Raw genomic sequence first — 23,778 nt, 5'->3', positions numbered from 1 at the left:
TTTGAAGGAGGCGTTCGTTTGCAGTATGCAGAAATTCTTGTCGATGTCGCGAATCGTCGCCTCGATCAAATATTTCATTACCGAGTACCTCAATTGTTAACACTTAAGGTGGGGATGCGTGTTATCGTTCCTCTTGGGCATCGGCAGGTTCAAGGAATTGTCTTAAGAAGGGCTGACGTTTTACCTGAAGAGGCGAAGGAACATGTTTTAAAAGATGTTCTAGCAGTGGTTGACGATGCTTTAGCGATTCCTGAGGATTTACTGAATCTTGCCCTATGGATGGCAGAAAGAACCCTTTGTCCAATCGCTCAAAGTCTGCATACTGTTTGGCCGCTGATGAAGGGAAAAGTGGAAGAGTGGGTTGTTCCTCTAGCCTCGAAAGAAGATGAGGATGTTCAGACGCTAAAGTTCTTAGACCCTGAAGTTTATAAGGGGTTTACAGTACTTTTTCGTGCAAAGCAAAAGGCTCTGCCTCTGAGTGTATTTCTAAAACGCTCTGGCTTTAGTCAAGGAAAAATGGACGAATTACTGAATCAAGGTTGGCTGAGAATAGAGTCTCGGTTCACATCAGGAATTCCAGCGGGTGCGCGGAAACAACCTCCGGGTGAGACGCAGTTGCTTGAAGCTAAACTCATTACAGAAGGTTGGAAGTTAACACCTGAACAAGCAGAAGCTTGTCAGGGGATTGAGAAAGCGCTGGATGGTAAAGCCTATCAAACGATACTTTTACACGGTGTAACGGGAAGTGGAAAAACGGAAGTCTACCGGGAGGTTATCACCAAAGTGATTGCTCAAGGGGGGACAGCCATTCTTCTTGTTCCGGAGATTTCTTTAACCTCACAGGTCGCTTATTATTTTCAAAAACAGTTTGGGCACCAGGTCATTGTTATGCACTCGGGGTTGAAATCCGGGGAAAAGGTTAAAGCCTGGCAAGAGATTTTAAAGGGTCAGGTCAAACTCGTCATAGGTGCACGCTCCGCAGTTTTTGCCCCCTTGACGAATTTGCGGCTGATCATTTTAGATGAAGAACATGAGGGAGCTTATAAGCAGGATGAAAATCCTAAATATCATGCTCGCGATGTTGCACGAAAACGAATGGAACAACATCAAGGAGTTGTGGTTCTCGGAAGTGCGACGCCCTCGCTTGAAGCTTATGCGGCGGCTCAAACTGGTCAGATAGGATTCACAAAGATGGAACATCGAGTTGCTGATCGTCCTCTTCCTCCTGTGGAGATCGTGGATATGCGGGAGGAACTGATGAAGGGCAACCGGAGTATGTTTTCTGTGGCTTTACAGAGTAAAATACGTTCTCGACTTGAGACACAGGAACAAAGTATGATTTTCTTAAATCGACGAGGGTATTCTACGTTTGTGAATTGTCGGGAATGTGGTTATGTTGTACGCTGTCCTGACTGTGATGTTGCGTTGACTTATCATAGCAATGGACAGGTGATGCGCTGTCATTATTGTAACCATGAAGAGGTTCCACCTCATGTCTGCCCAGAATGTGGAAGCCGCTATATTCGCTTTTTTGGTCAGGGAACACAGCGCGTGGAAGAAGAATTACAGGGGCTATTTCCGAAGTCGCGGATTCTTCGTTTAGATTGGGATACAACGCGTGCTCCCGAGAATTATAATCGAATCCTTTCGACCTTTAGAAAGCAGGAAGCAGATATTTTGGTCGGTACCCAGATGTTGGCCAAGGGGTTAGACTTTCCTAATGTTACATTAGTGGGAGTTATTGCCGCTGATCAATTGCTCAATATGCCCGATTTTCGAGCGAAAGAAAGAGCATTCCAACTCTTAACCCAAGTCGCGGGGAGAACGGGTCGGAGCAATAAACCTGGTGAAGTCGTTTTTCAAACGTATTCTCCCAAGGATCGGGCGATAGTATTGGCTTCGCAACATGATTATCTGCATTTCTTTTGGGAAGAAATTAAGTATCGGAAGGATCGACGATATCCTCCGTTTACTCATGTCATCCGGGTTATTTTACTCCATGAAAAAGAAGATCGAGTGATTAAGGCCGCACATAGTCTCACTGAATTTCTTAGGCTGGGAATATTGAATAACGAAGGTGGGTATAATGATTTAGTTATCCTTGGACCCGCACCAGCAGTTTTAGCGCGGCTTAAAAATAAATTTCGATGGCAGGTTTTGGTTAAAGGTAAACGTTTAGAACCTTTAAGAGCATTTTTGCATCAGGGAGTACAAAAATACGCGCAGGATTCGTCAAGCCAAGGCGTTCAACTCAATATAGAAGTGGATCCGCTTTCCATGGGCTAGCTCCATTTTTTATTCAGAAAAAAATAGATTATAATAGAAGGATGAAAGGGGAAGACAATTATGGCAGTTTATCAAATCGTTGAAATAGGTGCTGATGTTCTTCGTGAAAAGGCAAAGGATGTAAAAGAGGTTACGCCTAATATAGTTAAGCTTTTGGACAATATGTTGGATACGATGTATGAAGCGGATGGGGTAGGTCTAGCCGCTCCGCAAATCGGGATCTCCAAAAGGGTGGTTGTCATCGATGTAGGGGAGGGCCCGGTTGAATTTATCAATCCGGTCATTGTTGCTCAAGAAGGCGAAGATGATGACAGTGAAGGATGTTTGAGCATTCCAGGCGTAACCGGCGAAGTTGTGCGTGCAGCTAAGGTTACTGTAGAAGGCTTGAATCGTCAGGGAGAACTTCAAAGGGTGGAAGCTACGGGATTTTTTGCGCGGGCTTGCCAACATGAAATTGACCACTTGGAAGGGATTCTCTTCGTTGATAAAGCACATAAGACTCATCGGGCACGGTAAAGAGAAAGGATTACAAGTATGCGTTTAGTTTTTATGGGGACGCCAGAGTTTGCAGTACCTACCTTGCGCGCTTTAGTCGCTCAGGGTCATCAGGTCTGTGGGGTATACACTCAGCCGGATCGACCGGCAGGGCGAGGAAAAAAACTGAAGCCAAGTGCAGTGAAAGTGGCGGCTGAACAACTAGAACTCCCCGTCTTTCAACCTGAACGGATTAAGATCCCTGAAGCTATTGAGCAACTTCGGGAACTTGTTCCTGAAGTGATAATCGTTGTTGCCTACGGGCAAATTCTGTCTTCAGATATTCTTAAACTTCCGCCCAAAGGGTGTATCAATGTTCATGCATCCCTTCTCCCTAAATATCGCGGTGCAGCCCCTATCCATTGGGTAATTATGAATGGGGAAACTGAAACCGGTGTAACAACGATGCTAATGGATAAAGGATTAGATACTGGAGATATGTTGCTTAAAGCAGTTTATCCGATATCTGAAGAGGCGACTACAGGTGAAATTGAACCATCACTTGCGCATTTAGGGGCGGAGCTTTTGCTAAAAACGCTTGACCATCTGGAACGGGGGATTTTGGTTCCTGAACCGCAAGTAGGAGAGACAAGTTATGCTTCTTTGCTGAAACGGGAACATGAGGAAATCGACTGGACGCGTAGTGCACGGGAGATTCATAATCAGATTCGAGCTTTAAATCCGCATCCTGGCTCGTTTACAACCTTTCATCAGGAGAATTTGAAAATCTGGAGAAGTGGCTTGAATAGTGCTTCAGACCCTTCGTTAGTTGATTCTGAAGAAAGAGTTGGAGTACCAGGAGAAGTAGTGCGAGTTATCAAAGAGGGGATTGTCCTACAGACGGGTTTAGGGCAAATCCTTGTTCAGGAAGTTCAACCTGCAGGTAAGAAATCGATGCCTGCTCGAGATTTTTTCCTCGGACGGCGGGCGCAGGTTGGAGAAATATTAGGCCAATAAGGGGGAAATAAACTATGTTTTTTGGTTTTTGGGATATATTACTGATTCCGGCGATTATTTTATCCATTTATGCGCAAGGAAAAATTTCGTCAACCTATGGTAAGTATTCGAAAGTCTATTCTCGTGCAGGATATACCGGAGCGCAAGCAGCTAGGGCAATTCTACAAGCCAATGGCCTTTATGATGTTCGAATTGAGCCGGTTGCGGGTAGGCTGTCGGATCACTATGATCCACGGGATCGTACAGTTCGTCTCAGTGAAGGAGTTTATCAAGGAAACTCTTTAGCTTCCTTAGCGGTTGCCGCGCATGAGTCAGGTCATGCGATTCAACACGCAACAGGTTATTTTCCGTTGCAACTTCGTTCGACTTTTGTACCTGCTGCCAATTTTGGGAGTAGCTTAGGACCGATTTTGATCATAGCAGGATTGTTTATTCCTGCTTTTGATTGGCTTTTACAGGTAGGAATTCTCGCGTTTTCGCTCGCTGTTCTCTTTCAATTGATCACTTTACCTGTCGAGTACAATGCGAGTAATCGAGCAATGGCTTTACTCCAAAGCAATGGGATGCTTGCCCAGGATGAGGCAAGGGGAGCCCGCAAAGTTCTAAGTGCAGCTGCACTGACGTATGTTGCAGCAGCTTTATCAGCTCTCTTACAACTTTTGCGTTTTGTGATGATTGCGCAAGGAAGAGATGGGGATGATTAAGTTGACACCACGGGAACGAGCCGTTCGTATTCTTCGCCGAGTCGATGAAGAGGAAGCTTACGCAAACCTCCTTTTGCAAAGAGAATTAAGAGAGGTTGAGGATGGAAGAGACCGACAGCTCATTACCCAGTTGGTTAATGGGACTTTAAAAAATCGACTGACTTTGGATTATGCGTTGAGGCGGCATTTGCGTACTCCTCTTTCTGGTTTACCCCATGAAGTACGCTGGATTTTACGGATTAGCGCTTTTCAACTCCTCTATTTATCGAAAATCCCTGCTTCTGCGGCGGTTAATGAAGGAGTGGAGATGACCAAACGACGCCAGGTAAAGTATGCGGGTTTAGTTAACAGCGTTCTTCACAAGGTCCTTGACCAGGGTTGGAATATTCGCTGGCCAAATCCGCAAAGAGAGGCAGTGCGCTATTTATCGGCTCGTTATTCTCATCCGGAATGGATGGTCAAACGTTGGCTCAAACGCTATGGTTTTGAAGAGACCGAAGCGCTCTGTCAAACGAACAATGAGATTGCACCGTTGTGGATTCGGACAAACATCCTGAGGATTACCCGTGAAGAGCTAGTCGACAGGCTTCAGAAGGAAAATGTTGAGGTCAGCTTAGGAGAGCGGGTACCCGAAAGTTTAGTTCTCGAAAATTCCGGAGCACTCGATAAACTCGCAAGCTTTCAAGAGGGCCTTTTTGCAGTCCAGGATGAGAGCTCACAACTCGTGGCTCATATTTTAAATCCTCAACCCGGTGATATTGTCTTGGATGCTTGTGCGGCACCTGGAGGAAAAACAACTCATCTTGCTCAGAAAATGAAAAATCAAGGGAAAATTCTGGCCTTTGACATCCATCCTCATAAAGTCGAGTTGATTGCTCAGCTGGCAGAACGCTTGGGGATTACCAATATTCAAGCTCAAGCGGGAGATGCACGAGAATTGCCAGGTATCGAAAATGGCACTTGTCAAAAGGTTTTGGTGGATGCGCCGTGTTCAGGGCTAGGAGTCATTCGTCGGCGGGCTGACCTCAGATGGAACAAAGAAGAAGAGGAAATTGGGAAGCTTCCGTCTTTGCAACTCGAAATCTTAGAGAGAGCGGCCCAATGTGTGGCTCTTGGCGGAGAACTGGTTTATTCGACGTGTACGGTTGAACCCGAAGAAAATTTTGAGGTGGTCAAAGCGTTTCGCAAGGTTCACCCCGAATTTAAACCGGTTAATCTATTAGATACTCTGCCGTTTTCCTTAGACGAAGAAAAAGATATTCGACAAGCAGAAAAAGGAATGCTGCAAATTTTGCCTCATCGTCACGGGATGGATGGGTTTTTCTTAGCTAAATTTCAGCGGGTGGAAGTTTAGCTGGAAGGAATTAGGTGAATACTATGGTGAGAAGTGATATAAGAGGGTTGACTGAGGCTGAACTTATTTTAGCTTGCCAGGAAATAGGTGTACCGAAATTCAGAGGACGTCAGCTCTTTCATTGGATTCAACAGAAAGCGGTTCAAAATTGGGATGAGATCAAAAATATCGGAAAAGCGGATCTCATAAAAATTCAGGAGCGTTTGATACTAGTACCGCTTCTTCAACTCAAGGAGCAGGTTTCTCAGGATGAAACCCGGAAATTTTTATTCGAACTGGCCGATGGACAGAGCATCGAATGTGTGTTAATGGATTATGACCGTGTGAAAAGTCGAAATCGTCGAACGGTCTGTGTTTCTACTCAGGTAGGTTGTCCAGTCGGGTGTGCTTTTTGTGCCACAGGTTTAGGGGGATGGCAAAGAAATCTTTCCTCAGGGGAAATCGTGGGACAAATTCTCGATATTACCCATGCGATGCGCCAAGAGGATCCTGATTTTCAAGTGACAAATGTCGTTTTTATGGGTATGGGAGAACCGTTGCTCAATTATGACGAGGTCTTGAAGGGGATTCAAATTCTTAATCAGGAGGCGGGTCAAAATATTGGGATGAGGCGGATGACCATTTCAACGAGCGGTGTTGCTCCGAAAATCCGGCAATTGGCGCAGGATAATCCTCAAGTTGGGTTAGCTGTTTCCTTACATAGTGCCAATAATGAGATTCGCAATGACTTAATCCCGATTAATCGCCGTTATCCTCTGGAAGAGCTAATGAAAGCTTGCCAGGAGTATACGGAAAGAACGAACCGAAGAATTACGTTTGAAGTTGCTTTAATTGCAGGTCAGGCGACGCATAAAGCAGCAGAGGAAGTTGCTCAGCTTTTGCAAGGGCAACTCGCGCATGTCAATTTGATCCCTGTAAACCCCGTTGTGGAGACGGGAATGGCTCGGCCGGATGGCGCTGAAATTCAGGGCTTTGCGCGAGTCCTCGAACAACGAGGTATCCCGGTTTCCCTTCGTGAAGAAAAAGGAACAGATATTGATGCAGCCTGTGGACAACTGCGACGCCAGTGGGAGAGTGACGAGAAATGAGCCTTCTAGCCCGTTTTGAAGAAGTAGCTGAACATCTATTTACTGGGGTTTTTAAGAAAAACGCGACCCGCCTTCAGCCTGTTGAAATTGCCAAAGAACTTGTTAAAGCCATGCATAAAAACAAGCAAGTGAGCATCTCACAGGTCTATGTTCCTAATGTTTATCGGGTCTTCCTTCATTCCAGCGATTGGAGTCCTTTAGCGAGCTTCGGTGATGCGTTTCTACTCGAACTTTCTAAATACATTTATGCAGAAGGGCAACGCAGTGGTTTTACCTTTTTGAGTAAACCTTCGATCGAACTTCATTCTGATGATACGGTTAAACCGTGTGAAATGTTTGTTGAAGTCGATTTTGATGATTCCATCGAGATCAATTGGGAAGCGGATGAGGATTACGAGGAAAAGTATAGCGAAGACAGTTCTGCACCGGAATCTTGGCGAGATCAGACCAATATTTTGCAGAGTACGGGACCTTTAAGTCTTGCTGATCCTTTAGAACAAGGAAGGAAATCGCAGTATTTTCTCGAAGTCTTAGAAGGTTCAGATCAAGGGAAAAAGTTTCCACTTAAAGAAGACGTTATTTATGTCGGGAGGCATGGTCAATGTGAGATCGTTCTTAAGGATGTGGAAGTATCCCGAAGACATCTTAGAATAAGTCGCATGGGGACTGGCTGGGAAGTCGATGATTTAGGGAGTACGAATGGAACTTGTCTTAATAGTCAACGTGTTACAAAGCAAATTCTTGTCCCGGGAGACCGAATTGAAATCGGGCAAACCGTAATGGCTCTTCGTCGGGAATAGGCTCGGAGGTATCTATGCAATTCATTGTGGTTTTGGGGCGTCTCCTCTTTATCGTTCTTATTTATTTATACTTATTTAGGGTTCTTACTGCTCTTATGGGAGATCTCCAATTTAAGGGGATCCGTAACGGAGAGCAGGAGTATGGACGTTTGGAAGTGCTCTCTGGTGGGGAACTCTTACCTAAAGGAAGAGCTTTCCGCATAGAGGGCAAAGGACTAAAATTGGGACGCGGAAAGCATAATGACGTGGTTTTAGCGGATCATTTTGCGTCGATCGACCACGCATTGATTCGTTATAAAAAAGGTGTAACCACCATCGAAGACCTCGGAAGCACGAATGGAACCTGGGTTAACGGAGAGCGAATTCATTCTTCAGTCCAATTAGTCGCTGGTGATTATGTGAAAATTGGAAGTATTACCTTCCAGTATTCGAGGTGGCAAAATGAAAGTAGTAAGCTTTAGTGAAACTGGGTGTGTCCGGAAAAATAATGAAGATTCTCTGCTTGTTCTTTCCCAGTATGGTCTCTATGCTGTAGCCGATGGCATGGGGGGGCATCTTGCAGGAGAAGTTGCATCGCGTACAGCACTGGAAGTGTTGTCTGAGGCATCTCCAGAACTTGAAGGATTGGGGGAAGATGCGGTATTAGACTGGGTTAAGCAAGCCTTGATTCAAGCCAACCGCAGAGTGTTTGAGGCTTCTACCGTAAATCCGGAAAATGAAGGTATGGGGACAACCTTAACCGTTTTAGTTTTTAAGGCAGATCAGGTTGTAATCGCCCATGTTGGCGATAGTCGAGGGTATTTGTGGCGTAAAGGAAACTTGATCCCCTTGACCGTGGATCATTCACTTGTCGAGGAATTAGTTCGGATGGGGCAAATTTCCCCCGAAGAGGCTGAAAAACATCCCCAACGCCATGTTCTCGTTCGAGCCGTCGGCACATCTCAAGAGGTCAAAGTGGATTCAGGATGTTTCGATTGCCAACCGGGAGATTTTTTCTTGCTCTGCACGGATGGCTTTTCTAATGTGATAACGGAGCAGGAGTTGATTCAAGAGTTATCTCAGACAGGCTCTTGGGAAGAGCATTTTGAACGGATGCGGCAGCTCATTCTTGACCGAGGAGCTCCGGATAATTTTACAGCCTTAGGCTGTATTATGGAGTGACAAAATGAAGGGATACGGAATGCTTCGCCTTCTTAATTTAATGGTCTTGTGGGTTGGCCTGATCGTCTTGCTTTTAGAGGAGCGGGCAAATCAACAGATTCTCTGGCAAGCGGGGGTGTTTTCCGCTCTACTTTTGCTGGGTTTACTGGTGGAAAAGATAACGGATTACAAGGGAGATCCGTTGCTTTTAGCCACAGTTCAGACCATTGTGGTCATTGGTTTGGTGTTTTTGACTCGGATACGTCCAGAATTGGCTATTCGTCAGTTTCGGTGGGCAAATATTGGCCTTTTGGCCTTTTATTTGGTTATTTTTGTACTCAGAGATTATCGTAAGTTGGGTCGTTATCAATATCTCTGGGGCTTAGCTGCTGTTGCCATGCTTTTATTAACCTTAGTATTTGGTGTAACTTCAGGTGGGGCAACCAGTTGGCTAACTATTGGAGGTTTTAGTTTTGAACCCGAGGAATTGGTCAAAATTGCCTTACTCCTTTTCCTCGCTTCCTATTTGGGCGAGCATGAAGAGCTCCTCCGAGTGGGTACGGTTCAAGTCTGGAGATTTTCTTTACCCGACTGGCGCACATTAGGACCCTTTTTGATTATGAGTGGGTTTTCTCTGGGTTTGTTGGCGGCGCAAAAAAGTTTAGGAACAGCTTTGGTGTTCTATTCTCTCTTTGTGCTTCTGCTCTATGCAGTGACTGAGCGCCCCCTCTACTTAGGTATCTCCTTACCTATGCTTGCTGGAACAGGGACAATCGGCTATTTCTTGTTTCATCATGTCCAGGTGCGAATTGCAACTTGGCTCAATCCGTGGATTGATTCCGCAGGAGATGGGTATCAAATCGCCCAATCCCTCTTTGCGATCGCAGGAGGAGGAATTCTTGGAACAGGGTTAGGAAATGGAATTGGATCGTTTCAGGTTCCTGCTGCGAGTACAGACTTCATCTTTGCTGTCATTTCTGAAGAAATCGGATTTGCAGGTGCCATGGCAGTTCTATTGCTTTTCTTGATTGTCGTCTTACGTGCCTTCCGCGTGAGTATGAGAGCTATTGATCGTTTTGGGCAGATCTTAGCGGCTGGAATTGGAATTCTCATTGGCACAGAGACGTTGATTATCTTGGCAGGAGTGACAAAACTATTACCTTTGACAGGAATCCCTTTACCTTGGGTGAGCTATGGGGGAAGTTCCATGCTGGTTCACTTTCTGCTCTTAGGAATCTTGGCTAATATTTCCCAAGTAGCAGCGGATGGCCCCTTTACTTTAAAGAGCAAGGAGAGGGGGTATGCTGTATGAAGAAAGGATTACGCTACATCGCTTTAGGCTTTTCGATCAGCTTTATCTTTCTGAGTTTTGGGTTGGTTTATTGGCAGGTCGTACGCTCTGATGCATTGCTAGAAAATCCAGCAAACCGCCGTCTTATCCTCATGGAAGAGCGTGTCGTTAGAGGAGGAATTTTTGATCGAAATGGCGAAATCTTGGCCCAGACACAAACAACGGACAACCAGAAAAAGCGAATCTACCCAAAAGGGGAAGCGCTTGAACCTTTGATAGGATATGCTACCCTGCAGCATGGTTCGGCAGGGATGGAAGCTGCGTTCGGAGATTGGCTGTTAGGAATAAAAGACGCTACGGCTACACAGGAAATAAAACAAACCTTTCAGCTTCCTCGAAAGGGAAATGACGTTGTTTTGACCTTGGATTATCAGTTGCAGAAGGTCGCTTATGAGGGACTCAAAGGTAAGCAAGGAACAGCAGTTGCGCTTGATCCTAGATCTGGGGAAGTTTTGGCGCTAGTCAGTCAACCCGGATTTGATCCCAATTCTCTTGATCAAAACTGGGCAGAATTGAGTAGTAGACCTGGAAGCCCTTTTGTGAATAGGGCATTTGCTCTATATCCGCCGGGTTCAACAATGAAGGTCATTACTTCGGCTGCGATCTTGCGTTCAGGGGTTAATACGGGGGATCTGTATAATTGTACTGGATCGACGATCATTAACGGACAGGTTATTCCGGAACAGAATGATAAAGCCCATGGTTGGGTGAACTATGATACAGCCCTTGCTGATTCCTGCAACACCTATTTTGCGACCTTCGGAGTGCGGAGTGGTGATAAACAATTTCTTAACGCGGTTAGAGGGTTTGGCTTTGGCCAAACGATTCCCTTTGAATTACCCATTTCACCGAGCCAAATTACGAATCAGTCATCTATCCCTAAGCAATTGAATACCAATCTGCTTGCGGCAAGTACGTTTGGTCAAGGTGAGGTGTTGGTGAGTCCTTTCCATATGGCCTTGGTCGCCGCAGGAATTGCTAACCATGGGGTTATTATGACCCCCTATATTGTGGATCAGGTATTGGATGATCAGCAAAATATTCTCTATAAAACGAGCCCAAAATCTTGGTTAACCGCTTTATCAAGCGAGGAAGCAGATAAAATTAAAAGTGCGATGATCGCCGCTGTAAATGATGGGACTGCGGCACCAGGTGGAATTGTAGGAATTCAAGTGGCCGCCAAAACAGGCTCAGCTGAGCCTGGTGGGAATGCTAAAACACATGCGTGGTATATTGCTTTTGCACCAGCCGAATCTCCTCGGATAGCAGTTGCTGTGATGGTGGAGCACGGGGGAACAGGCGGGGGCGCAGCAGCACCAATTGCCCGCGATATGATCGAAATGGCATTAAGTCAGAAAGCAGGTGAATCCAAATGAGCAAAGTATTAAGCGATCGCTACGAAATTATTGAAAAGATCGGAGTCGGGGGAATGGCTATTGTCTATAAGGCCAAGGACCTCCTGCTTAATCGTGTTGTGACGATTAAAGTTCTTCGCGAGCAATTTGCATCAGATGATGATTTTGTACGTCGTTTTCGGAGAGAGGCTCAGTCGGCTGCTAGTCTTTCTCACCCGAATATAGTCTCGATTTATGACGTGGGCAAAGACGGGGATACAGAATATATTGTGATGGAGTATGTTGAAGGGCAAAATCTTAAGGAACTCATCCGTAATTATGCGCCCTTGTCGTCTGAACAGAGTATTAATTTGGCGAGACAAATCGCCGAAGCGATCCGTCATGCTCATGAGCACCACATTATTCATCGGGATATTAAACCTCATAATATTCTTGTGACTGCAGATGGACGAGCAAAAGTAACGGACTTCGGAATCGCAAGAGCAGTTTCTGCAGCGACGATGACTCATACTGGAGATATAATTGGCTCTGTTCATTATCTATCACCTGAACAGGCTAAAGGAGTTCAGACCAATGAGCAATCGGATCTATACTCTCTGGGAATTATACTCTATGAGTTATTAACGGGGAAAGTTCCTTATGATGGAGAAACTCCGGTCGCTATTGCGCTTAAACATCTTCAAGAAAATCCAGTTCCTCCGAGTCAGCTGAATCCAAGGATTAGCCAAGGAATCGAAAATGTAATCCTCAAGGCAATTGCTAAAGCCCCAGAGCGGCGCTATCAAACCGCTGTAGAATTTGTTGAGGATTTAAACCATATCCAAAATGGAGAACCGATTCGTAAGATAGAAAGACCACTCGAGGAAGATCTAGACAGCACTCGTATTCATAAGTCCTTAAGTAATGGAGTGAATGCAGCCTTATCAGCTTATTCAAAAGATGAGGAACCGAAGCCAAATCAGCCTCAGAAAAAACGTAAAAGATGGATTTGGGTTACGGCAGCCGTCATCCTGCTTCTAATCGGCGTAATCGGGTTTGGGTTTAGAAATTATATTGGTGGAGGAACAACGAAAGTTCCGAATTTTGTCGGTCATACGGTTATCGAGGCAGGGTTCATGGCGGAAAAATCAAATTTGAAACTCGATTCGAATCCGCCGGCGGAAGAGTATAGCGATACGGTAGAGAAAGGGAAAATCAGTAGTCAAGATCCAGTTGCCGATACACTAGTCAAAGATGGACGAACCATTAAAATTTGGGTGAGTAAAGGACCGGAAATGCTTAAGATGCCTAATCTGAAGACCGGTAAGATGACTGAGGAAGACGCCAAAAATGCACTTAAGACTGCTCGCTTTACAGGGGATGTTAACGTTACTCAAGATACGACCTCAAATTTACCAGCAGGGATTGTCGTAGGACAAAATCCTCCTGCAGATATTCTTTGGGCTAAGAATGGAAAGATTGATCTGCAAGTGAGCGCAGGAACATTCAATAATAACCAAGTGATGCCCAATTTGGTGGGTAAATCCGTAACAGAAGCACAGAATATTTTAGTTAATCAAATGAATTTAAAAGTTGTGATTGTCAAAGAGAGTTCAACTGAATATCCGAAAGAGGCGGTTATGGCGACAAATCCCAAACCAGGGGATCCAATCCCGCCCGGTACGGTTATAACCATCACGGTGTCGGATGGCCCCGGGCCATTGGCTTAATCGCAAGATGAAAGGGAAAAAATGATAGCAGGTATTTTGCTCAAAGGGTATAGCGGATTTTATTATGTCTATGCGGAGGGCCGAGTATGGGAATGTTCCCTACGCGGTCGCTTTCGCATTCAAGGACAGGAGTTTCTAACCGGGGATCGTGTCCAAATTCTCCCGAGTAATGGGAATAAGGCAACGATTGAAAAAGTCGAAGAACGGCGGAATTCTCTGGTTCGCCCGACAATAGCCAATGTGGATCAGGCCTTTCTCGTCTTTGCTCTCGTTTCCCCTCGTCCTGATCTCAACTTGCTCGATCGTCTACTGATTCAGGTCTCAGAGGTTGGCATTAAACCCGTGATTATCCTAAATAAAGTGGATCAAGCTGAAGTAAACAGTGAAGATGCAACAGCAGAGAATTCAATTTCAAGCTTAGATTTTTATCAAAACTTGCATTATGATCTTATTAAAGTTTCGACGCGAACAGGGCAAGGAATTGCTGAAGTTCGGGAACATCTCAAAGATAAGGTTACTGTACTTGCCGGCCCATCGGGAGTGGGTAAATCGAGCTTGGTTAATGCCTTGGAACCCGGTTTTGAATTAAAGACAGGAGAAATTAGTCGTAAATTAAAGCGTGGTCGCCATACGACTCGGCATGTTGAGTTAATGGTATGCGGGGAAGGATTGCTTGCCGATACTCCAGGATTTTCATCTCTTTATTTGCCCAAGATGAAACGAGAAGAACTGACTTTGTTTTTTCCTGAATTTGCAGATGTACCGGGAAAATGTCGGTTTACGAGCTGTGTGCACCATAAGGAACCGGATTGCGCCATTAAGGCAGCAGTCGAATCGGGGCAAATTGAGAAATCGAGATATGAACATTATTGCTTGTTTTTAGAAGAAGTTATTGCTGCCGAGAGGAGATATTAGAAATGTTAAAGATTGCACCTTCAATTCTTTCCGCCGATTTTTCCCGATTGGGCGAGCAGGTTCGTACGGTTGAAGAAGCAGGGGCTGAATTCCTACATATCGATGTAATGGATGGTCATTTTGTCCCGAATCTGACGATTGGTTCGCTTGTTGTCAAAGCCTTGCGCCCTCAATCAAAGATGTTTTTTGATGTGCATTTGATGATTGAACAGCCGGAACGCTATATTCAAGATTTTGCTGATGCTGGAGCGGATCATATTACTGTTCATCTCGAAGCAACTCCGCACATTCATAGGGCAGTTCAACAGATTAAAGCGCTAGGTTTATCAGCAGGTGTAGCTGTAAATCCAGCGACCCCCTTGGATGGTTTGAAATACATATTACCAGAGCTCGATATGGTTCTTATTATGAGCGTTAATCCTGGCTTTGGAGGTCAAAAATTTATTCCGGGAGTTCTTCCTAAAATTGAAGTCTTAAGGACGTATTTGCAGCAGAGGCATTCTTCCTGCCAAATTGAAGTTGATGGAGGAATTAACGCTGAGACGGCGCCAGCGGCAGTTAAAGCAGGTGCTGAAATTTTAGTAGCAGGTGCAGCAGTATTTGGTCAGACTGATCCATGTAAAGCCATTCAAGATATTCGTAAAGCGGCTGGAAACCCTAAGGACGGAGCAAAGTAAAGTGAGAGTTGCAGTTGTAGCCAATGGAGAATGGGATGTGGACTGGGGAAGCCGAGAACTGGCTCAATACGATATGTTGATCTGTGCAGATGGGGGAGGAAACTATGCCCTCCAATCTGGACGTGTACCCAAGGTTTTGATTGGAGATTTAGATTCAATTACTCCGGGAAATTTAGAATTATGCCGCCAAAAGAAAGTGCATATTGAGCAATTTCCTCGGGAAAAGGATGAGACCGATCTTGAGCTTGCGTTGGAGTATGCGGTAAGTCAGCTGAACCCGCAAACACTGTGGCTTTATGGTGCAACAGGGGGACGTGTCGATCATCTCTTGGGAAATCTGGCGCTCCTGCTCAATTTTCATAAAAGAGGTTACTGTATTCATATTAAAGATCCACTTCATGAAATTTATCTGCTTCAAGGCAGAGAAGAACTTAAGGGTCGAGCAGGACAAGAACTTTCGCTTATTCCAGTATCTGAAAAAGCTCGTGTCACCACTGAAGGACTATATTACCCTTTGCAAGGGGATGTTATATTACAGGATTCTCCGCGTGGGATTAGTAATGTCTTCCTCGGCGAAGAGGCTGTGGTTGAGGTCGAAGAAGGCATCGTTTTGCTGGTGGTGCTCGCATAGGTATCCCTGATCAGCAGTGCTATTGTTTATTAAGAAATCTTGGGTCGTGTAGCTTCTCACACATCCGTTCACTTAGCGCTCCAGGGCTGGCACACTCGCTTCCATGGGAGCTTAGCCAAACCCTTCTGCCTTCTGCAAGTGAACCAAGTGGCACGCTATCCCACGGAAGCGTCGTGTCCCCTACCGCCCCTCCGCGAAATCGTTCACTCCTGTGTGAGAAGCTACGCTTACAAGGTCAAATTTGAATTTTTAGGTAAGCTTTTTGAGTTTCCTGCCCTAGTATTTTGCGAAGCTGTACCCGAGTATTCTTCGAAGCGAGTTGCGATTACAGTAAGTAAGGACTCAAGGCGAGCAGGCACCAAGCTTGGGCAGAACGGCTCTTCATATAGTGGGACGAGTCACAGGACGTGACTCGCTGACCGTGAGCCATGGACGGCGAATTGGGAGGGTATTCCACAGCTTGCATACAGCAGTTAAGCCCCTAACTTGGTCTGCGAGTGTACGTCCGAGCGTCTGTAACGCAACTCTGCTTGCAAAACCATTTACATAAGCAAAGGATGATGAAGTTAATGTCAAACGATATACATGATGAGATATGGCTAGGAACCCTTCTAGAGGGCCAAGCACGCTGGGTTGTGGCTAAGACTACTGATCTTGTGGAAGAGGCCCGTAGTCGGCACCAAACGTCTCCAGTGGCAACAGCTGCTTTAGGCCGACTGATGACAGCATCTCTACTTCTAGCGAGTTCACTTAAAGGTAACGAAAGTATAACGATTCGTCTTTTGGGGAATGGTCCATTAGGTGGAGTTGTAGCTGTTGGCAATGCCCAAGGGGAAGTCCGTGGCTATGTCCATGAACCCTTTACAGATTTGCCTCTCAATGAGAATGGAAAACTTGATGTAGCACAAGCCGTCGGGCAAGGGGAATTCGCTGTCAGTAAAAGTTTAGAAAACGGCGAGAATTTTACGAGTATGGTACCTTTGATCAGTGGAGAAATTGCCGAGGATCTTGCCCACTATCTCTTGAATTCAGAGCAAATTCCTTCAGCAACTCTATTAGGAGTTCTTGTTGAACGCGATTATCAGGTTATGGGTGCTGGCGGAATGTTAATACAGCTTTTACCTGGAGCATCAGAAGAATGTATAGAAAAAATTGAGGAGCAAATTAATAAGTTGCCTGAAGGAATTAGTAAAATTGCTTCTGAAAGCCGTTCAATGGAAGAGATGGTTCAGACTTTATTAGGGGGGCTATCATATCAGGTTTTAGAAAAACGGCCGGCAGGATTTCAGTGTTCATGCTCAAAAGAGCGAGTTGGAGCAACTTTAATTAGCTTAGGCCGGGAAGGTTTTAAGGAAATTCTCCAAGATAAGCAAGCTGAATTGGTATGCCACTTCTGCAATGAGCATTATCAATTTGATGAAAAAGAGTTAATGGAGCTTTACGAACAAGCAAAGTAATTGCTCGTAAAGTCTTTGATGGATAAAAAAAAGAGCGTCTCATAACGTGAGATGCTCCAGACCGCTTCGCAATCTAGTGTAAATTAAATCAATTCAATTCAATTCAATGAAAAAAGCCCGACATCAGCCGAGCTTTACTGGACAAAACGCACAAGAATTAAACAGCGCGTTGAACTTTGCCGGAACGTAGGCATCTAGTGCAAACTCTGATCCGGGTCGGAGTGCCGTCAACGATGGCATGAACCTTTTGCAGGTTCGGTTTCCAAGTCCGTTTGGTCCGGATATGGGAGTGACTGACCTGAATACCCGTAGAAATCCCTTTTCCGCAAATAGCACAAACATTCGCCATTGATCTTACCTCCTTTACACCGGAAATGACACTATAACAGTTTATCAAATGTTTTAAGGATTGGCAAGGTTTTTGCCAGTTTTATTCTAAGAAGATATAAATTATTGAACATTTCGTTTATAATTGATAGAATAGTGACGATATGGACGATGCCGGAAGGAGAGATCCGTAAGATGGGTAAAGAAATTAACAACAATTTAGGGAAAATTGATATTTCGGAAGAAGTTATCGCGACAATTGCCGGAGCGGCTGCTGTAGAATGTTATGGTTTGGTGGGAATGTCTTCTCGTAAGATAACCGATGGGTTTACCGAATTGCTGGGTCGTGAAAATTTGGCCCGAGGGGTAATGGTTAAAATTGATGATAACCAAGTGGTTATCGATCTATACATTGTTGTTGGCTATGGAGTGAATATTTCCGAAGTCGCAACGAATGTCATGGAACGAGTACGATATACGACAGAAAACCTGACCGGGCTTCATGTTGCTGAAGTGAACGTGAATGTTCAAGGCGTTCGTGTGCTTGAGTAATCCGGTGAAAGATTAGGAGGATCTAGATTGAAACCAGCTACGGAAACAGGAGAACGCATCAATGGACAGCAATGGAAATCGATGATGCGGGCGGGAGCCAAAGCGTTAGAACTTAAAAAAAGCGAAGTGGATGCACTAAACGTTTTCCCCGTTCCAGATGGAGATACGGGCACGAATATGAATTTAACCATTCAGTCCGCAGTGACGGATGCAGAGAAAACTTCGGGTGGATCTGTGGCAGAAGTTGCTGCAGCGGTATCGATGGGCTCGCTCATGGGAGCACGTGGAAATTCAGGAGTGATTCTCTCTCAACTTCTTCGTGGAGTTGCTAAGGGCGTAGAAGGGCAAAAAACAGTTTCGGCTTTGCAGATTGCGCAAGCCTTACAAACTGGAGTTGATACAGCTTACAAAGCGGTTATGAAACCTGTTGAAGGGACGATCCTTACGGTCTCGCGAGAAATGGCTAAAGGTGCATTAGCGCGAGCAAAACAGGGCGGTGACTCCGTAGAAACGCTTAAAGAAGCTTATCTGAAGGGACAGCAAACCCTTGCGAAGACACCTGATATGTTGCCGACGCTCAAGCAAGCTGGAGTAGTCGATGCTGGAGGACAAGGATTCCTCTATATTATAGGAGGCTGGATTTCAGCTCTCGAGGGTCATGATCAAGAGGAGATTTCCGCTTCTCCTATCCAGCAGGAGATTCAATCACAAGGAGCTCCAGCAGGATTCCTTGTCGTGGAGAATCTCGAGTTTCCTTACTGTACCGAGTTTTTAGTCAAGGGAAAAAACTTGAATGTTGATCAGATCCGTCAGGATTTAAGCGATCGAGGAGATTCAATGTTGGTTGTTGGTACGGACGAAGTGGTCAAGATTCATATTCATGTTAAAAATCCAGGAAACATTCTTGATTACGCTATTCAGTTTGGCTCATTGCATGAAGTTGGAATTCATAATATGCTCTCACAAAATGAAGCGATGGCCCATGCGCTGAAAAATAAAGAAAAAGAAGCCCCTTTGGAAAGCACTGAACAGACTCCTCTAGCAATGGGAGAGCAAACGCTGAAAGAGCATGGAATTGTCGCTGTAGCGATGGGACAAGGTATTGCGGAGGTCCTGAAGAGTTTAGGGGTAGATGAAGTGATATTTGGAGGCCAAACGATGAATCCCAGCACTGAGGATTTAGTAGAAGCTGTCCAAAAAGTACCCGCTAAAAATGTATATATTCTCCCCAATAATGGAAATATTGTAATGGCCGCCAATCAAGTTAAGGACATTATTACGGATAAAAATGTTTTTATCATCCCTACTAAATCCATACCGCAAGGAATTTCAGCTCTGGTCAATTACGATCCGGAAGGGAATCCGGAGGAAAACGCGCAGAACATGGAAATGGGATTAACTCAGATTCAATCAGGAGAAGTCACATACGCTGTTCGAGACTCTCAATTTGGAAGTTTAGAGATCAACGAAGGAGACATTCTTGGACTGGTTGAAGATGTCATTCAAATTACAGGTCAGGAAGCGTTACAGGTGGCTCAAGCTATCCTTGAAAAAATGGAATGGCGAGAGCATGACCTAGTTACGATCTTCTATGGAGAAGAAACTCCGCAAGAAGAGGCAGAGAAGCTCAGAGAGTGGTTGGAAAGTGAAATACCCTCTATTGAAGTCGAACTTTATCCCGGTAACCAACCCCTTTATTATTATATTTTAGGGGTAGAATAATAAAATGATGAGATCAATCCCTCCGGTAGATTCCGGGGGGATTTACAATAGCTAAGCATTTTCCAAAGTCGGTATACTCATTTGGAGGTTGAAAGTTTGAGTAAGAGTACTGTCTTTGATTTAATTGGACCTGTGATGGTGGGACCTTCGAGTTCCCATACGGCAGGAGCAGTTCGTCTTGGTGCTATGGCATTAAAAATTTTAGGGGTTGAACCAACGGAGGCGGAGATTACCTTGCATGGTTCCTTCGCAGAAACCGGAAAAGGACATGGTACGAATTTGGCATTGGTTGCGGGAATTCTCGGTATGCATACCGACGATGAACGGATTCCCAAAGCTATTCAGATAGCGGAGGAAAAAGGGGTTAATATTCGTTTTAAGACCCAAAACTTAGGCGAAGTCCATCCGAACACGGTAAAGTTTCGATTGACGGGAAGGGATGGAAAGGTCGTCGAAGTGATTGGATCGTCAATTGGTGGTGGACGAATTATTATAACGAGGATCAATGAATTTCAGGTTGAGGTTATGGGAGATTATTATACGTTGGTTCTTTTACATCAGGACTTACCTGGAGTGGTGGCACAAGTCACTTCACTTTTAGCCACAGCTCAGATCAATATTGCTCAAATGCATGTTTCCCGAGAAAAGAAAGGCGCTCAGGCGTTGACCATTGTTGAAGCTGATCAAACGATCGAGCCGGCTGCTCTAGCTTTAATGATTAAACTTCCCGCTGTTTATCAAGCCCTGGCAATTGAACCACTGGAGTAAGGAGGAGCGTTTATGCGTGCTTATCAAGATTATGTTCAGCTTGCTGAAGAAAAAGGATTAAAAATTGGTGAGATTGTCATTGCGGAGCAAGCCGAAGAGTCTGAGAAGACAGAATCCGAATTACGGGAGCGAATGCGAGTAAACTTGAATGTCATGCGAGCAGCTGTCCAAACAGGATTACTGGAGGAGCGTCACTCACTTTCAGGACTTGTCGGAGGCGATGCGTCTAAAGTTTATGATCGTTGGAAGAGTGGGAAGAGCCTTACTGGGGAAAGAATAGGCGGAGCCATCGCCAGAGCGTTAGCTGTAGCTGAAGTCAATGCGACAATGGGGAAAATTGTCGCAGCGCCTACAGCAGGTTCCTGTGGGGTTTTACCCGCTGTGCTTCTAACGGTGGAGGAGTCTCTGAGTTGTTCTGAAGCGGACTTGGAAACCGCACTTTTTACGGCAGCTGGGGTTGGAATGGTCGTTGCAGATCGAGCTAATGTTTCAGGGGCCGAGGGGGGTTGTCAGGCTGAAATCGGGTCAGCGGCGGGGATGGCAGCAGCTGCTGCTGTTGAACTTGCTGGGGGAACGCCGACTCAGACAGGAAATGCAGCCGCGATAGCGATGAAATCCCTGTTAGGGTTGGTCTGTGACCCCGTTGCGGGGCTTGTTGAAGTTCCCTGTGTTAAACGAAATGCTACGGCTGCAACGATAGCACTTACTGCAGCAGAAATGGCTTTAGCGGGTGTGGAGAGTAAGATCCCTCTTGATGAAGTGATTGATGCTATGAATGAGATCGGTAAACAGATGCCTTGCAGCCTTCGAGAAACGGCTCAGGGTGGATTAGCCGTAACGAAAACAGGTCAGAGAATCAAGGTTGATTTTATATGATATCGAGTCAAGAAAAACTTGTTCTTCAAAATCTAAAGAGGGCTATCGTGGCAGAAGAAAAGCAGGGATGCAGTGATACGGGAGTCGTTGGCGGCTTTCACTTCTTCCTGACGGGTATCTTGCGACGCTTGGAACAATTGGCACCGAACAATGATCGGCAAATACTCACAACAATTGCTCAAAATTATGCAGCGTTGAGTCCGTTGCAACGCAGAGAAGCTCTAGCTCATTTGCGGCGTTTTATTGACAATGTGAATTTGAGCTCTTCTGATTCGAGTGAATTAAAACGAAATCCCATGACGTCAGAAGAATCTAATCGAGAAGCATCTCCTCAAAAAGAATTAGCTCCAGAAAAACTGAATCCGGTAGAAGGTGTTCCCGTCAAGGATGTTTTGGAGAAACCCATTTCGATAAAACCAAAATCGGAACCTAAAGAGCATTCTCTCCAATATCTCAAAGGGGTAGGACCAGAACGGGCGAAACAGTTAGAACACTTGGGGGTTCAAACGGACAAGGATTTGTTGCTTTATTTTCCGAGGCGCTATGAGAATCGTCGTTTGTTGCGGATTGAAGAGCTTAAAGACGGCGAATTAGCGACGGTCAGTGGCAAGGTAGTTTCTGGTCAAATAACCAAAGCTCGTATGAAGATCGTGAAACTCTCGATCGAGCAAGATGGACATCTATTTACTGCGGTATGGTTTAATCAAACTTTTATATTGAAACAGTTTCCGGTGGGGACACTAGTAACGGTTACCGGAAAAGTGCGGTGGCAGAAAAGAGTCCCAGAACTACAAGCTACAGATATTATTAAAACAGGCACAGGTACACCGCCAGAGATTATCCCGATCTATTCGGAAACGGCTCGCCTTTCCTCAAAGGTTATTCGTAATCTAGTTAGAGGTGTTATTTCCCAAGTCCCGACGTATTTTCCGGAAGTTTTCCCCCAAGAATTTCAAATAGGGTTAGACCGTCCTCAAGCCTATCGTGAAATCCATTTTCCAAGTTCATTTCAACGCTTGGGGCAGGCTCGTGAAAGGATTGTGTTTGAAGAAGTTCTCTTTCTGCAATTAGCCGTCGCTCGGTTACGCCAAGGGGTAGAGAGGGAAGAAAGTCCTATTCTGACAGGGGGGCAAACCTTAGTTGAAGATTTCGTGAAGGGACTTCCGTTCGAACTCACTACTGCCCAGAAACGTGTCATTCACGAGATTTTTCGAGATATGGAGAGTTCAAAGGGAATGACACGACTTGTTCAGGGAGATGTTGGCTCCGGAAAAACGGCCGTTGCGATGGCGGCTCTTCTCAAAGCAGTAGGTTCGGGTTATCAGGGTGCGATGATGGCTCCAACTGAAATATTAGCGCTTCAGCATGTTCAATCCTTGCGAGAGGCTTTTAGGCCACTGGGGATTCGAGTTGTTTGCTTGCTCGGCGGTCAGACTCGGAGCGAGCGAGAGAAAGTCCTTGAGGAAATAGCCGAGGGTACCGCTCAGATTGTGGTAGGTACGCATGCGATTATTCAGGAAACGGTGGTGTTTAAGGCTTTAGGATTGGCTGTGACGGATGAGCAACATCGTTTTGGAGTAAAGCAACGAACCATGCTCCAATCAAAAGGACAAAATCCCCATGTTCTGGTAATGACAGCTACGCCAATTCCCAGAACCTTAGCCTTAACGCTTTATGGGGATTTACAACTATCGGCTTTGGACGAAATGCCCAAAGGCCGGAAGCCGATTATCACGCGTAAACTCTCAGAGCGAGGACGTTCTAATCTGGAGAAATTTTTGGAAGAGGAAATGGAAAAAGGTCATCAGATTTACGTCGTCTGCCCCCTTGTTGATGAATCTGAGCATATGGACTTTATTTCTGCAACGGAACGCTATGAATCGCTTTGTCAACGATTCCCCCATCGGAACGTGGCTCTTCTGCATGGTCGGATGAAAGGTCCTGAAAAGGAAGCGGTGATGCAGAACTTTCAGGCGGGAGAGACCGATATCTTGGTCTCGACCACGGTGGTCGAGGTCGGTGTTAATGTCCCTAACGCGTCCGTAATGGTTATTGAAAATGCTGAACGTTTCGGCTTGGCTCAACTTCATCAACTCCGCGGTCGGGTCGGCAGGGGAAGTGAACAGTCGTTTTGCATCCTCATGTCTTCGGTTAAAGATAGTCGGAGATTAGAGGTCCTTTGTGAGACTCAGGATGGGTTCAAAATTGCGGAGGAGGATCTGAAATTGCGGGGAGCTGGCGAGATCCTTGGAACTCGGCAACATGGGGTAATGGAACTAAGGTTAGCTAATCTTTCCCAAGATGCCCGAATTGTTGAACAAGCCTATCAGGTGGCACAAAAGATCTTGGCTCATCCGCAGGACTATGAGGAATTATGGCGAGAAGTCGATAAGTACTACTCTTTAGATAACGTGGGATTGCATTAAGAATTTGAAAATTATGATTGGTATATTTTTGTGTTCTTGGTTTTTAAAATTTGTTTTCTCTATAATTCCCGGGTATCACTTGCATTCTTATGAAAAATAATAACAGTAGAAAATCAAGAGCAAAAAAGTGAAGTAGCAGCGATGTAGGT

At 45.3% G+C, this 23,778-nt stretch carries 22 protein-coding genes; 21 read left to right on the top strand and 1 reads right to left on the bottom strand.

All coding sequences use genetic code 11. The annotated features are described in order from the left end of the window. The first annotated feature begins 18 nt into the window (after positions 1-18). The 16 genes from priA (at position 19) to hslO (ending at position 16,958) form a co-directional block, all read left to right on the top strand. Positions 19-2,286 carry a replication restart helicase PriA gene (gene priA, locus DESME_RS11450; protein WP_006716569.1) on the top strand — a complete coding sequence of 756 codons (2,268 nt, stop codon included), beginning with the start codon at positions 19-21 and terminating at the stop codon, positions 2,284-2,286. 60 nt (positions 2,287-2,346) lie between these two features. Continuing rightward, positions 2,347-2,802: a peptide deformylase gene (gene def, locus DESME_RS11445; RefSeq protein ID WP_006716568.1), complete on the top strand. Its 456-nt coding sequence runs from the start codon at positions 2,347-2,349 to the stop codon at positions 2,800-2,802. Positions 2,803-2,820: 18 nt separating this feature from the next. After that, a complete protein-coding gene (gene fmt / locus DESME_RS11440) occupies positions 2,821-3,777 on the top strand; it encodes a methionyl-tRNA formyltransferase (RefSeq protein ID WP_006716567.1) in 957 nt (318 codons plus the stop codon). A 14-nt stretch (positions 3,778-3,791) separates the two neighbouring features. Beyond that, entirely contained in the window at positions 3,792-4,481 is a 690-nt protein-coding gene (locus tag DESME_RS11435) for a zinc metallopeptidase (RefSeq protein WP_006716566.1), read from the top strand. Next, positions 4,474-5,835 carry a 16S rRNA (cytosine(967)-C(5))-methyltransferase RsmB gene (rsmB, locus tag DESME_RS11430; RefSeq protein WP_006716565.1) on the top strand — a complete coding sequence of 454 codons (1,362 nt, stop codon included), beginning with the start codon at positions 4,474-4,476 and terminating at the stop codon, positions 5,833-5,835. The genes DESME_RS11435 and rsmB overlap by 8 nt, the downstream gene beginning before the upstream one ends. A gap of 14 nt (positions 5,836-5,849) precedes the next feature. Beyond that, positions 5,850-6,923 (top strand): dual-specificity RNA methyltransferase RlmN, encoded by a 1,074-nt coding sequence (gene rlmN, locus DESME_RS11425; RefSeq protein ID WP_006716564.1) that lies wholly within the window; start codon positions 5,850-5,852, stop codon positions 6,921-6,923. Continuing rightward, on the top strand, positions 6,920-7,723 hold the full coding sequence (locus DESME_RS11420; protein WP_006716563.1) for an FhaA domain-containing protein: 804 nt from the start codon (positions 6,920-6,922) through the stop codon (positions 7,721-7,723). Before rlmN ends, DESME_RS11420 begins: the two co-directional genes overlap by 4 nt. 14 nt (positions 7,724-7,737) lie before the next feature. Beyond that, positions 7,738-8,184, top strand: coding sequence for an FHA domain-containing protein (locus DESME_RS11415; protein ID WP_006716562.1), 447 nt, complete (start codon positions 7,738-7,740; stop codon positions 8,182-8,184). After that, positions 8,165-8,884 carry a Stp1/IreP family PP2C-type Ser/Thr phosphatase gene (locus DESME_RS11410; protein ID WP_006716561.1) on the top strand — a complete coding sequence of 240 codons (720 nt, stop codon included), beginning with the start codon at positions 8,165-8,167 and terminating at the stop codon, positions 8,882-8,884. Before DESME_RS11415 ends, DESME_RS11410 begins: the two co-directional genes overlap by 20 nt. A 4-nt stretch (positions 8,885-8,888) precedes the next feature. Beyond that, the gene (locus DESME_RS11405) at positions 8,889-10,175 is read left to right on the top strand and encodes an FtsW/RodA/SpoVE family cell cycle protein (RefSeq protein WP_006716560.1); all 1,287 of its coding nucleotides are present in this window, start codon (positions 8,889-8,891) and stop codon (positions 10,173-10,175) included. Further along, the gene (locus DESME_RS11400; protein ID WP_006716559.1) at positions 10,172-11,590 is read left to right on the top strand and encodes a peptidoglycan D,D-transpeptidase FtsI family protein; all 1,419 of its coding nucleotides are present in this window, start codon (positions 10,172-10,174) and stop codon (positions 11,588-11,590) included. Before DESME_RS11405 ends, DESME_RS11400 begins: the two co-directional genes overlap by 4 nt. After that, complete coding sequence (pknB, locus tag DESME_RS11395; protein WP_006716558.1) at positions 11,587-13,278, top strand: Stk1 family PASTA domain-containing Ser/Thr kinase; 1,692 nt, start codon at positions 11,587-11,589, stop codon at positions 13,276-13,278. Before DESME_RS11400 ends, pknB begins: the two co-directional genes overlap by 4 nt. 21 nt (positions 13,279-13,299) lie before the next feature. Beyond that, positions 13,300-14,193 (top strand): ribosome small subunit-dependent GTPase A, encoded by an 894-nt coding sequence (rsgA, locus tag DESME_RS11390; protein ID WP_006716557.1) that lies wholly within the window; start codon positions 13,300-13,302, stop codon positions 14,191-14,193. 2 nt (positions 14,194-14,195) lie between these two features. After that, entirely contained in the window at positions 14,196-14,870 is a 675-nt protein-coding gene (gene rpe / locus DESME_RS11385) for a ribulose-phosphate 3-epimerase (protein ID WP_006716556.1), read from the top strand. Between the two features lies 1 nt (position 14,871). Next, on the top strand, positions 14,872-15,501 hold the full coding sequence (locus tag DESME_RS11380; RefSeq protein WP_006716555.1) for a thiamine diphosphokinase: 630 nt from the start codon (positions 14,872-14,874) through the stop codon (positions 15,499-15,501). 569 nt (positions 15,502-16,070) lie between these two features. Beyond that, positions 16,071-16,958, top strand: coding sequence for an Hsp33 family molecular chaperone HslO (hslO, locus tag DESME_RS11375; protein WP_006716554.1), 888 nt, complete (start codon positions 16,071-16,073; stop codon positions 16,956-16,958). Positions 16,959-17,115: 157 nt separating this feature from the next. On the opposite strand, the gene rpmB is transcribed toward hslO, so the two are convergent. After that, positions 17,116-17,307 (bottom strand): 50S ribosomal protein L28, encoded by a 192-nt coding sequence (gene rpmB, locus DESME_RS11370; protein ID WP_006716553.1) that lies wholly within the window; start codon positions 17,305-17,307, stop codon positions 17,116-17,118. 173 nt (positions 17,308-17,480) lie between these two features. On the opposite strand from rpmB, the gene DESME_RS11365 reads away from it, so the two are divergent. The 5 genes from DESME_RS11365 to recG all read left to right on the top strand — a co-directional run bounded on the left by DESME_RS11365 (position 17,481) and on the right by recG (position 23,629). Beyond that, positions 17,481-17,837: an Asp23/Gls24 family envelope stress response protein gene (locus DESME_RS11365; protein WP_006716552.1), complete on the top strand. Its 357-nt coding sequence runs from the start codon at positions 17,481-17,483 to the stop codon at positions 17,835-17,837. Between the two features lie 81 nt (positions 17,838-17,918). Further along, positions 17,919-19,559: a DAK2 domain-containing protein gene (locus tag DESME_RS11360; protein WP_051414028.1), complete on the top strand. Its 1,641-nt coding sequence runs from the start codon at positions 17,919-17,921 to the stop codon at positions 19,557-19,559. Positions 19,560-19,655: 96 nt separating this feature from the next. Next, positions 19,656-20,327: an L-serine ammonia-lyase, iron-sulfur-dependent subunit beta gene (gene sdaAB, locus DESME_RS11355; protein WP_006716550.1), complete on the top strand. Its 672-nt coding sequence runs from the start codon at positions 19,656-19,658 to the stop codon at positions 20,325-20,327. 12 nt (positions 20,328-20,339) lie between these two features. After that, positions 20,340-21,203 carry an L-serine ammonia-lyase, iron-sulfur-dependent, subunit alpha gene (gene sdaAA, locus DESME_RS11350; RefSeq protein WP_006716549.1) on the top strand — a complete coding sequence of 288 codons (864 nt, stop codon included), beginning with the start codon at positions 20,340-20,342 and terminating at the stop codon, positions 21,201-21,203. Next, entirely contained in the window at positions 21,200-23,629 is a 2,430-nt protein-coding gene (gene recG / locus DESME_RS11345; protein ID WP_006716548.1) for an ATP-dependent DNA helicase RecG, read from the top strand. The genes sdaAA and recG overlap by 4 nt, the downstream gene beginning before the upstream one ends. Positions 23,630-23,778: the final 149 nt, after the last annotated feature.

The organism is Desulfitobacterium metallireducens DSM 15288 (assembly GCF_000231405.2).
Taxonomy (GTDB): domain Bacteria; phylum Bacillota; class Desulfitobacteriia; order Desulfitobacteriales; family Desulfitobacteriaceae; genus Desulfitobacterium_A; species Desulfitobacterium_A metallireducens.
This window is presented reverse-complemented; position numbering and strand designations above follow the sequence as displayed.